The organism is Exiguobacterium sp. TNDT2 (assembly GCF_003331145.1).
Taxonomy (GTDB): Bacteria; Bacillota; Bacilli; order Exiguobacteriales; family Exiguobacteriaceae; genus Exiguobacterium.
Genome location: NZ_QLVE01000050.1, coordinates 1 through 10,954, shown reverse-complemented (window position 1 = coordinate 10,954; position 10,954 = coordinate 1). Strand labels below are relative to the sequence as shown.

Below are 10,954 nucleotides of genomic sequence, written 5' to 3'. Positions count from 1 at the left end.
ATAGAGATATTTTGTATATCAGATAAGTTTTTAAGAACCGGATCCCTGGTGAATTTCCTCCTCTTTCCCTTGCTACAGTATACTTTTTGTAAGTATATGTTTATAAAGTGCGTACTTACATAAAAAACTTTGAGTCATTATACTAAAACCTGTTGCGATTATCAGTCATGCCAGAGACACATGATTTTAAGAGTAGGAGGTTTTAACATATGCACACCGAGAATCTGCTTGAAGAATTTAATTTTCAAAATGATTTATTTGAATTTAAACAAGAACGGCCCCTGCAAAACATGACATTTGTCTTGTTCGGAGCAACAGGAGATTTAGCACAACGCAAGTTATTTCCTGCTCTGTACAATCTATACCTGGACGGGAAGTTACCTGAAACCATCTCCGTTGTCAGTACCGGCAGAGACTATTGTTCGGATGAAACCTTTCAGTATAAAGTGGAAAAAGCACTTTACGCATATTCCAGAAGGTCCATTCACGCTTCATCTTTGCCAGCTTTTTTAGAGAAATTTCGGTATTGCAGCTTTGATGCGACAGAAAAAGAGTCTTACTACAAACTGCGCGAACTTATTGAAAACAGGGAAAACGAGTTGGGTATTCCTCAAAATCGGCTGTTTTACTTGTCTGTGGCCCCCAGCTTAATTGATATTATCACGTCCCACCTTAGTAAAAGCGGAATCAGTCAAAACAACGGGTGGAAACGCCTCATTGTTGAAAAACCGTTTGGAAACAGCCTAAAAACAGCCAGAAAATTAAATGAGAATTTGAGCAACGTTTTCCGTGAAGAGGAGATCTACCGAATTGATCACTACCTAGGGAAACCTATGGTACAAAAACTAAGAACCTTGATCTTGGCGAATCCGATCTTGGAATCTTTGTTGAATCATAAACAAATTTCAAATGTCCAAATTACAGCAAGTGAGACTGTAGGTGTAGAAAACCGGGCTGATTATTATGATAAGGCAGGAGCCATCCGGGATATGGTTCAAAACCACCTTCTTCAGTTGGTCACAATGACAGCTGTCTATCTTTCGGATAACTTCATGGAAAATAAGGGCCGGGTGAAAAAGACAGACATTATTGCCTCTCTCCAACCCATCCGGAAAGAAAAAGCATACCAAAGCGTTGTCCGCGGCCAGTATGGTCCGGGAGAGGTTCAGGGCAACCCCGTCATTGGCTACAAAGAGGAGCCGGGGGTTAATGATTCCTCAACGAATGATACTTTTTTTGCAGCTCGCCTTTCTATCGAACACCCCTCATGGAATGGAATCCCCTTTTATATACGAACAGGGAAACGGATGAATCAGAAGTCGACACAAATTGTCATTGAATTCGAGAACAAGGTGATGGATTTAAATACACAGTTAGGAAGCTCTCCAAATTTAATGATTCTTGAAATTAGTCCAAATGAAAGCATTTCGTTGCGCGTAAATTTAAAAGATCCATCCAGCACTGGATACAAACCTGTTTGGATTGATTTCTCAACCAGCTCAGAAAATCAGCCGGAAGCATATGAACTTCTGCTCTATGATGCACTGCGCGGCGATTCAACGTTCTTTGCCGATTGGAGAGAAGTGGAACTATCATGGAAGTGGATTCAACCACTATTAGAAGCTTACCAAGAGGAGTTAATGCCTTTATATTCTTATCCAGCCGGTTCAACAGGTCCAGAAATGGCAAATGAGTTATTGCTGACGGATCAATCGAAGTGGTGGTAAAAAATAGTTCATTCAAAAGGAGAGAGATTACATGCCCGTTTCATTTGATTTCACCAAAGTATTATCGTTTATAACGAATAGCGAGTTTGAAAATATTAGCGAATTTGTCAAACAAGCGCATAACCAACTTCACCAGCAGACAGGACCGGGTTCTGACTACTTGGGGTGGATCGACTGGCCGATTAACTATGATAAAGAAGAGTTTCTCCAGGTGAAACTGGCTGCCGAAAGAATTCAGCAACAGTCAGATGCGCTTATTGTGATTGGCATCGGCGGCTCTTATCTAGGCTCCAAGGCAGCAATAGAAGCCTTATCACATACATTCCATAACCAAGTTAAAGGGAATACGGAAGTTTATTTTGCTGGACATAACATTAGCCCAACTTATATCACACATTTGCTTCAGCTACTGGAAGGGAAAGACATTTCCATCAATGTGATCTCCAAGTCCGGCACAACCACTGAACCCGCTTTAGCCTTCCGGATCTTCCGTACCCTTTTGGAAAAAAAGTATGGAAAAGAAGAAGCTAGAAATCGAATTTATGTCACAACCGACCGGAGCAAAGGTGCGCTTCGGAATCTTGCAGTTGAAGAAGGATACGAAACATTTGTCATTCCTGATAATATCGGAGGACGATACTCCGTTTTGACTCCAGTCGGTTTACTTCCGATGGCTGTAGCCGGGCTTAATATCGACCAAGTGATGCAGGGGGCAAAAGCTGCTTACCACAAATACAACAATCCCGTACTCGCTACAAACGAAAGCTACCAATATGCTGCAGTAAGGAATATTTTTTATAATAAAGGAAAATCGATTGAACTGTTTGTAAGCTACGAGCCTGGCCTGCTTTCTACAGCAGAATGGTGGAAACAACTTTTCGGGGAAAGTGAAGGGAAAGATGAAAAAGGACTCTTCCCCGCTTCTGTCAATTTCTCCACTGATTTACATTCAATGGGGCAGTATGTGCAGGAAGGGCACCGTCTATTCTTTGAAACAGTTTTGCAAGTGAAGAAACCTTCCCTCGATCTTGTCATACAAGAAGATCCAGCCAATATGGATGGGTTGAACTTCTTAGCAGGAAAAACAATGGATGAAGTGAACAAAAAAGCGGCACTTGGAACTTCCCTTGCTCATGTCGATGGAGGTGTGCCGAATCTGGTCATTGAGCTAGACGAACTCAATGAATTCACCTTTGGCGAAATGATTTATTTCTTCGAAAAAGCCTGCGCGATCAGCGGCACTTTACTCGGTGTCAATCCATTTGACCAACCAGGAGTAGAGGCATATAAAACCAATATGTTTGCATTGCTTGGCAAAGAAGGATTTGAAAAAGAAAGAGAAAAGCTGGAAAATCGGCTGTTGCCGTCTGGCAACTCACAAAACGATGAGGTGAAAATACAATGAAGCAGCAAATTGGAGTCATCGGTTTAGGGGTAATGGGAAAAAACTTAGCCCTGAACATGGAGAGTAAAGGTTATTCTGTATCTGTCTATGATTATTGGACAGACCGAATCGACGAATTAGCTGAAAAAGAAGCACAAGGAAAAAAGATTTTGGGAGCATACAGTGTTGAAGAGTTTGTCCTTTCATTGGAACCCCCCCGCAAAATCTTGTTGATGGTGAAATCTGGAGACACGACGGATTCGGTCATTGAATCCCTCCTTCCCCACCTTCAATCAGGGGACATTCTATTAGACGGAGGAAATTCGTTTTTTGAAGACACGAATAGGCGAACAGCAAAATTACAAGAAGCAGGCTTGCACTTTCTAGGCGCCGGAATTTCCGGCGGAGAAGAAGGTGCCCGCAACGGTCCTTCCATCATGCCCGGTGGACCGAAAGAAGCATATGAACAAGTCAAACCTATTCTGGAAGCAATTTCGGCAAAAGTAGATGACACTCCTTGCAGTGCCTATATGGGTCCTGATGGAGCTGGCCATTATGTAAAAATGGTTCATAATGGCATTGAATACGGCGATATGCAATTGATATCCGAAGCCTATTTCATCATGAAACACGCGCTTGGCCTTTCTGTCCTAGAAATGTCCACTATATTCTCGGATTGGAACAAAGGGGAGCTTGACAGTTACCTTGTCGAAATTACCGCCGATATTTTGAACAAGCGGGATGAAGATACCGGGAAGCCGCTTGTTGATCAGATTTTGGATGTGGCCGGACAGAAAGGGACTGGGAAATGGACAAGCCAAAACGCGTTGGATTTAGGTGTTTCCCTTCCAATCGTCACAGAGTCCGTTTTCGCAAGGTTTATTTCCTCGGTCAAGGAAGAACGGGTCGCCGCAAGCAAAATTCTGCAAGGCCCTGAACCGAAAAAACAGGCAGGCGACTCCCAAGAAATGATTGAAGCCATCCGCAAAGCCTTATACATGAGTAAGATTTGCTCGTATGCTCAAGGTTTTGCCCAAATGCGTGCGGCATCTGAAGAGTATGGCTGGAATATTCCTTACGGGGACGTTGCCATGATCTTCCGTGGAGGATGCATCATCCGGGCGCAATTCCTGCAAAAGATCAAAGAAGCATTTGACGGCAATCCCGAACTGCCTAACTTATTAATTGATCCATATTTCCAGGAGATTATAGGGGAGTATCAGCATTCTCTACGAAAAGTGCTGACGCTGGCCATTCAGCAAGGAATTCCGGCGCCCGCTTTTTCAAGCGCATTGGCTTACTATGACAGCTATCGCTCTGAGACATTGCCAGCCAATTTAATCCAGGCACAGCGGGATTACTTTGGTGCCCATACGTACCAGCGTGTAGACAAAGAAGGTTTCTTCCACACCGAGTGGCAAGTAAAATAACCAGAAACAATAAGTATGTAGAAGCTTGTTAGAACATCACGTAATCAGACTGAAAGGCCTGTTGGAAAAAGAAAGTTTTCCAGCGGGCTTTTTTTGAATACATTGCAGCCTCCATGCTCATTGACGCCTTCTCCAATAGATTTTAATTGTCGATAAACAATTATCTGGAATCTGGATCCTTCAGGAAAATCATCTTTTTATGTTTGAAACTTTAACTCTATGAAAAAATTCTACCGTTAAAAGGGGCGGAATCCCTAAAAGAACCAATCTGCTAAAGGGTATGCTATTTTGATTATTTTTAAGTTGATAAACTACCGCAGATCTAAAATGATAGCACTCGCTCGATGCATTCTTACAAGAGCAAGCGAACCGGTAAATTCGGATCGAGTAGGAGGGAGCGATTAACTCCCGACCTCTCACACCACCGTACGTACCGTTCGGTATACGGCGGTTCAATTAAGATATATGACGCAAAGTTTCATAACGTGCTATCAAACTTTTGAGCCCTTGGGAACTCCAGTAGGAGTTTCCGAGGGCTCTATGCAATACCGGACTATTTGAAATTCGCCAGTAACTCTTTCGCGAGTTACCCCATTCATAAGCCTTCCCTTTCGGGAGGCTCATTCCGATGAGTTTTCTCACTTTCGTGCTCGGCTTCTTCCAATCTTTCCACATGCACATGCGGAGCCTTCTTCGAGTCCACGATTCTAGGTCTTTGAATACGCTTGGCGTATCCGCCAACGCAAAATAACCGCACCAACCCGTCAGGTACTGGTTCAGCTTTTCAATTCGCTTTTCCATTGAATACGGTTTACTTCGTGAGGTGATGTCCCGAACTTTGTCTTTCATCCGGTTTAGGCTCGCTTTCGCAATCCGCACCTTCGGTGCTTTATGGGAAGTAAAGCTGAAGCCAAGGAATTTACGCTTCCATGGTCGGTCTACAGCTGATTTGCTGGTATTCACTTTCAACTTCAGCTTTCCTTCTATAAATGAAGTCACCGACTTCATGACCCGGTTGCCTGCTTTCGGTGTTTTCACGTAGATGTTGCAGTCATCGGCGTAGCGGACAAACGAGTGACCACGCTTTTCGAGCTCCTTGTCCAGTTCATCCAGGACAATGTTCGAGAGCAGCGGGCTGAGAGGACCTCCTTGCGGAGTGCCTTCCTCACTGTTCATAACGACTCCGTTTATCAAGATGCCGGTCTTCAGATACTTGTGGATGAGCTGAAGCAGGTGCTTGTCCTCGATTCGCTTCGCCAGAAGCCCCATGAGCTTGTCATGGTTCACCCGGTCGAAGAATTTCTCCAAGTCGTCGTTATACTCGTCGTAGGTGACGAGTGCCTCGAAAGCGTTGCTTAGCTCCTGGAATGCCTTGACGTACTCGACTCGCTCCTCCAAAGTCGAGTGTTCATCAATCTCACCAGGGTCTGCCGCCAACTCAAGCAGCGCCTTATGCGCTTTCTTGAACCGCTTCTTCGACTCCTCGTAAGTCGGATAGACGAGGCTCGAATCGTCGTTCTCGTTCGAATAGAGGCGGGTCGCATCCTGGACGTTCTTCTCCATGAGCGCCGGCTTCCGGAACGTGACAATCAATCCTTTCGCCTTTCCCGGGAACGTCCGGTTCGTCCGGGAGAACGCCTGGATCAGGTTCGCATAGCTCAGGTTCCGGTCGACGAAGAGAGTCTGGATGGTCGGCGCATCGAAGCCGGTGAGCAGTCGGTCGACGACGATGACGAGGTCGATCTGGTTCCCGAACTCCTTGAACTCGGCCTTCTTACGCGCGAGACGGTTGGTTGGAGGCGCCCTATATGCCCGTCTTTCAAGATGATGTGGTAGTCGGTGTCGTTGTCGTCAAGATTGCGATCGACATCACCGGACGTGTGGAGATGATTCGTGAGTACGCCCACTCGTTCCAATCGCTCGCCAAATCCTTGAAATATAGCTCGATAGAAGGAATTGATGAAGAGGCACGCCTCAAGCAGGCGATTGAGAACATGTTATCCGAGAGCGAACAGAACCAGGAGACATTCGAGGGGCTGAAAGCACAGGTCGGAGATTTTGGAAAAGGATTCAATGTCGTTGCGACCAAGGTATGCAACTTGTCGAAACTCGTCGAACGAGCCGTCATCCACGTCCGCACCACACCGATTTGATGAATTGACAACTCTCGTTGGTCATGGACAATGTCGAACAATCGAACGATGAGATGGCTCAGAGTGTGCGTTTGATGGAACAGGCCCTCGATCGCTTCCACACCATCGAGGGCGTGACCGAACAATTGAACAAACGTACCGAGACGTTCATGACCACCGTCTGACGAACAAGAGAGCCTGTGGAACTCAGGCTAACAGGAAGGACGTAATCAAGGAAAGGGAGGCGGGCAAGGTGAACAGGAACATCGCAAGATTTTTCATGTCAATGATCATATTGATCATTGGGGTCATGGCCACTGTCTATGTACTCCCGGTAACCGGACCCTTCAAGCTATCGGGAGCGATTATCTTGATAGTGACACTGGCTATCACGCTCTTCATCGGCTCACGGATCGGTCTGAGCGTCTGTGTGATCTTGAGTTTCATCATCCTCGCGCTTCCGTTTTGGTACCCTCTCGTGCAGTCGGACACGAATTTTCTACCTGCAAGCTATTCACCGATCATGTTCACGCTACTCTTGATCATGTTGACGGCCGTCACGGGTTATATCCGGGACCAGGTCGTCACGACATATGGCAAACATGCTGAACTGGCTGAACGCCTTCAACAACTCGTGGCGGTCGACACTGAGACCTGGCTCGACAATGACGAGCGGTTCTTGTTGGAGGTACAAGCTGAATTCGATCGCATCCAACGGCATGGCGGCGAGTTCACGGTCATCCTATATCAGATACCTGGACTACGTGGGTTTGAGTCACGACATGGCAAGACGGAGTACGAGTGGTTCTTGAACTACTTCAGTGATCAGCTACATCTCATGACGCGGAGAACCGACAAGAAGTACCGCATCGATGTCGAGACGTTCGGCCTCGTGATGCCTCTCACTCCGATCGATGAGGCAGGTGAGGTCATGTCCCGATTTGATGAGGTACTTAAAGAATACGAGTTGCTGAGCGGGGACTTTTTAACGTTCGACAGCTGACTGACGTCCCTCACGATAAACCTTCAAGAGGGTACCGAGAGAATCAACGAGGTCATCCGACTAGTGCGCCACCTTCAAACAAACGAGAACGATCGATTGAGACAGGAATTTGACCAGTCAAGCACGAATGTAAATCTATAGGAAACAATGATGTCGGATATCCTCGTCGAATGAAGGGATGATCTATATGACCGAGCTTCAACGTTTTGAGCTATTGTTCCAGGAGGCTTGCAAGGAGCATTCGATCGACTTGATTCGAGATTGGCCATGTTGATGTATGAAATGGAACAGGTGTTTCAGATTCCGCTGACCCGTGATATAGAATGGGAAATTAATCATTCAGATGTCCTGGCCTTGTACCATCGACTTTCTTCCTCAAGGTCTCTTGCTCGATAGACACTTGACGATGCTCGATATGAGGATTCATTCGGCTCGCTTCAATCTAATGACTTACACTGAAAACTGCGTACCACATGACTAGTAAAGAGTATGGCACAGAATGGAGATTCTCTTCTGTGCCATACTCTTTTTTTGACGCGGCCGTCTATTGGGTCTTCGCTTCTATCGACTGTCATATCTAGTGACGTTTGTCAGTGTGACTGAATCGTTCGCTTGTGCTCTCTCACCTCAGCCAGTTGTTTGATTCGAAGCGTTACCACGTTCGCAAAATCGATGGACGCCTCGTAGTAATCCATCCCGTTTGGGAGCGCCGCAAAGTCTCCAATGACGACGACTAAAATTGTGACCCCGGCCACTTCTCGAATCAGATAACAGTAGTGGATCGCATAGTCTGTTGGAGCCCCTGGCCAATTGGTAGAGTAAAGCGATATCTTCAGTAGTTCACGGTCGACCATACGAACGACCTTCAGTAGGGTCTGTCCGCCGTTCGGCTGTCGCCAGATAATCTGATTGCCTACGCGCATCGTCTCGACCACATGCCCGTCGGGAAACTCGTCCCATTATATAATGTATTCCGGCTCGGTCAAGACTGCCCAAATGTCTTCCGGGGCAGCATGTATCTTGATCACGTCACGTGCGACGAGCGACATGCTCATTCCCCCTCTCATCTTTTTATACTTTTTTATCCATACCCGTAGAGGCTTACAACCTACTGACAAAACAAAATTCACTTTTACAATATCGTAAGTCCCTTCACCTTTGGGTCGTTCATATAACGTCCTCTTTGGCCATCTTAGATATCTACAGCTAGAGGCATGGTTCAATGCACCGAGTAAAGCCACCCTGTGTAGGCGCACTTTATTTTAAGTTGGTATCTCTTTTTGGCTTATCATGTAAAATAGATTGGAATATGAAAAAATCATGCACATCCGTATGGGAAGAGGGAGCTAGATGACAGAGATGTTGGAGAAATTGAAAGATGAATAGGTGGAAGGTATCTTGTTCTTTATAAAGGCGATGACTTCAACAGTATTCAGATTCGCAGCAGATGAAGCAACCAATCCACTGCCGCTTCTGGTGACTTCGTTCTTCTTTTTGTTTTTGATGTTCGTGTTGTTCACCTGGAACAGACGAGAGAATCGATATCTCGTAATCGGATCGTGATCTGTATACGCACTTCTGTTTTACTATTGGATTTTGGCCTGATAAGGATTTTATGAAGGATAAGCAAGAAGCGCCTAATTATTATTTATGAATGATGTACATATGAAACGGACCGAGGTCATTTTTATGAACCCGGTCCGTTTGACGTAATTTATGAGTATAGTCCGATAAAATAGGTAGCGACGACCAACAGGAGCACGTATGAGAAAATGACTGTCGGAGGAGAGACCATCTCATGTTCGAAGCGTTTAAACAATCGTTCTGCCAGATGGCCACTGATGAGTACACTCATCCCTACCAACGCTCCACCCAAAAAGACATTTAATTCTGTCGTCAGAGCAAAGAATACGCTGAACATGATAAATACCGTGGTAAATAGAGTTGAGAAGACTTTAAGTTTATTCACAATGACACACCCCATCCTTTTTTGATTGCGAGAGTGCGCTCGTACTCACGAGTTTATATACTTACGAGTTCGACTTGAAAGAAGATTCATAGATTTTGACGGATGATAAGAACGGCTTTAATACAAAACCGGACAACCCGTACTCATTCACTGTATACATTTCGACGTCGAAACGAATTAGGCTTGTCAGCAATGCCTCGTCTTGTGTTTACGTAGTAAATACGCGAAAATGGAAGTGAGATGAATGCGAGTCCATATGTGTTCAAACGAGAAAACTATCAAATGGTAAAGTGGTGAATGCTGTGCAGTCTAATGAAACCAAAGTGACCTCTTTTCGAGTCTCACAAGAGGTAAAAGAACACATCCAGCGATTGTCGGAACAGCGGCAGCTGTCGACAAATCAATTGTTTGAAGAACTGATCACCTTGGCTGATAAACAGGTGCCAGATCCATTGATCAGTTTGGAGAACGATGCTCTCCAGGCGGTATTGAATCAGGTGCTGGCCCTTTTCAATGAACGAGCCACGCGGCTCGAGCTTCAATCAAAGGAACACGAACGGATCTGTTCGCGCTATCAAAAGACGATTCATGACCTTGAGCAAAGCATCATCATAGAGTCGGAACAGCTCAAAGAGGACTATGAGCGTCAAGTCGCGGCCCACGACCAGGAATTAATTCCACTTCAACATCAAGTGGAGCTCCTATTCGCCGAGAAACAAAACGCTCAGGACGCCCTCGAGACCGAACGTGCTTCTTTCAAAGAAGAACTAAAGGCCCAGAAGAAGTTGGTCTTTAATTTAGAAGAAGACGTCAAGAAGCTCGAGCTAGAGCGCAGCCAGCTCAATCGTCAAAACCAGAACCTGATGGACACGCTTGACGATTTGAAGGCACGAACGCGACGAAGCGACCAACTCGAAGAGGAGAACCAAAAACTTCATTTGGAAGTGCAGCTTCTCCGTCGTGAAAAAGAGGCGTTCGAGAACCGGTTACAGGAACAGGTCGAGCTCGCGGTCTTGCGGGAGCGGAACACCCAACAAAATAAACAATGATACGAAAAGGGTACTAGATTGAGTCAACCAGTGACTAAATCTAGTACCCTTATATTTATTACAAAGTAAGGATTTAACGGTTCGCAGAAATCGTATGATACATGTTCAATGACTTGACCAAAGATGCTTCCTTCGCACGTAGAACCATAACCTCATGAGAGTATAAAAATGACTCGACTTGGTCCAATTAAGATTTTACCCGCAATCCACGCATCTTGAATCGATTACGCTTTTCTTCTAATTTCACTTTCATATCTACC

General features: G+C 45.4%; 10 protein-coding genes and 1 pseudogene. 7 read left to right on the top strand and 4 right to left on the bottom strand.

The features are described from left to right. The first annotated feature begins 209 nt into the window (after nt 1-209). The 3 genes from zwf to gndA are packed head-to-tail and all read left to right on the top strand — an operon-like array spanning nt 210 to nt 4,541. The gene (zwf, locus tag DPV68_RS14305; RefSeq protein ID WP_198662335.1) at nt 210-1,727 is read left to right on the top strand and encodes a glucose-6-phosphate dehydrogenase; all 1,518 of its coding nucleotides are present in this window, start codon (nt 210-212) and stop codon (nt 1,725-1,727) included. 31 nt (nt 1,728-1,758) lie between these two features. Beyond that, complete coding sequence (locus DPV68_RS14300) at nt 1,759-3,132, top strand: glucose-6-phosphate isomerase (RefSeq protein WP_114167447.1); 1,374 nt, start codon at nt 1,759-1,761, stop codon at nt 3,130-3,132. Continuing rightward, nucleotides 3,129-4,541, top strand: coding sequence for an NADP-dependent phosphogluconate dehydrogenase (gndA, locus tag DPV68_RS14295; protein ID WP_114167446.1), 1,413 nt, complete (start codon nt 3,129-3,131; stop codon nt 4,539-4,541). The genes DPV68_RS14300 and gndA overlap by 4 nt, the downstream gene beginning before the upstream one ends. 456 nt (nt 4,542-4,997) lie before the next feature. Here the strand turns inward: gndA and DPV68_RS14290 are convergent, their stop codons facing one another. Both DPV68_RS14290 and DPV68_RS15240 read right to left on the bottom strand, forming a co-directional pair. After that, entirely contained in the window at nt 4,998-6,104 is a 1,107-nt protein-coding gene (locus DPV68_RS14290) for a type I restriction endonuclease subunit R, EcoR124 family (protein WP_114167445.1), read from the bottom strand. Between the two features lie 21 nt (nt 6,105-6,125). Further along, a pseudogene (locus tag DPV68_RS15240) lies at nt 6,126-6,320 on the bottom strand (type I restriction enzyme subunit R domain-containing protein); the annotation flags it as partial. Nucleotides 6,321-6,349: 29 nt separating this feature from the next. On the opposite strand from DPV68_RS15240, the gene DPV68_RS14285 reads away from it, so the two are divergent. The 3 genes from DPV68_RS14285 (at nt 6,350) to DPV68_RS14280 (ending at nt 7,676) form a co-directional block, all read left to right on the top strand. Next, nucleotides 6,350-6,694 carry a hypothetical protein gene (locus DPV68_RS14285; RefSeq protein WP_114167444.1) on the top strand — a complete coding sequence of 115 codons (345 nt, stop codon included), beginning with the start codon at nt 6,350-6,352 and terminating at the stop codon, nt 6,692-6,694. A gap of 23 nt (nt 6,695-6,717) precedes the next feature. After that, the gene (locus DPV68_RS14900; RefSeq protein ID WP_157964215.1) at nt 6,718-6,858 is read left to right on the top strand and encodes a hypothetical protein; all 141 of its coding nucleotides are present in this window, start codon (nt 6,718-6,720) and stop codon (nt 6,856-6,858) included. Between the two features lie 95 nt (nt 6,859-6,953). Further along, nucleotides 6,954-7,676: a GGDEF domain-containing protein gene (locus tag DPV68_RS14280; RefSeq protein WP_114167443.1), complete on the top strand. Its 723-nt coding sequence runs from the start codon at nt 6,954-6,956 to the stop codon at nt 7,674-7,676. A gap of 590 nt (nt 7,677-8,266) precedes the next feature. Here the strand turns inward: DPV68_RS14280 and DPV68_RS14275 are convergent. Both DPV68_RS14275 and DPV68_RS14895 read right to left on the bottom strand, forming a co-directional pair. Then, nucleotides 8,267-8,599, bottom strand: coding sequence for a hypothetical protein (locus tag DPV68_RS14275; protein ID WP_114167442.1), 333 nt, complete (start codon nt 8,597-8,599; stop codon nt 8,267-8,269). Nucleotides 8,600-9,390: 791 nt separating this feature from the next. After that, nucleotides 9,391-9,531, bottom strand: a complete 141-nt coding sequence (locus DPV68_RS14895; protein ID WP_157964214.1) for a hypothetical protein — start codon at nt 9,529-9,531, stop codon at nt 9,391-9,393. Nucleotides 9,532-9,968: 437 nt separating this feature from the next. Between DPV68_RS14895 and DPV68_RS14270 the strand changes: the two genes are divergently transcribed. Then, nucleotides 9,969-10,694: a hypothetical protein gene (locus tag DPV68_RS14270; protein ID WP_157964213.1), complete on the top strand. Its 726-nt coding sequence runs from the start codon at nt 9,969-9,971 to the stop codon at nt 10,692-10,694. Nucleotides 10,695-10,954 lie beyond the last annotated feature (260 nt).

Coding starts and splice junctions, on each gene's coding strand:
- zwf (WP_198662335.1), top strand. CDS start 210: ATGCACACCGAGAATCTGCTTGAAGAATTTAATTTTCAAAATGATTTA.
- DPV68_RS14300 (WP_114167447.1), top strand. CDS start 1,759: ATGCCCGTTTCATTTGATTTCACCAAAGTATTATCGTTTATAACGAAT.
- gndA (WP_114167446.1), top strand. CDS start 3,129: ATGAAGCAGCAAATTGGAGTCATCGGTTTAGGGGTAATGGGAAAAAAC.
- DPV68_RS14290 (WP_114167445.1), bottom strand. CDS start 6,104: ATGGAGAAGAACGTCCAGGATGCGACCCGCCTCTATTCGAACGAGAAC.
- DPV68_RS14285 (WP_114167444.1), top strand. CDS start 6,350: ATGCCCGTCTTTCAAGATGATGTGGTAGTCGGTGTCGTTGTCGTCAAG.
- DPV68_RS14900 (WP_157964215.1), top strand. CDS start 6,718: ATGGACAATGTCGAACAATCGAACGATGAGATGGCTCAGAGTGTGCGT.
- DPV68_RS14280 (WP_114167443.1), top strand. CDS start 6,954: ATGTCAATGATCATATTGATCATTGGGGTCATGGCCACTGTCTATGTA.
- DPV68_RS14275 (WP_114167442.1), bottom strand. CDS start 8,599: ATGCGCGTAGGCAATCAGATTATCTGGCGACAGCCGAACGGCGGACAG.
- DPV68_RS14895 (WP_157964214.1), bottom strand. CDS start 9,531: ATGAGTGTACTCATCAGTGGCCATCTGGCAGAACGATTGTTTAAACGC.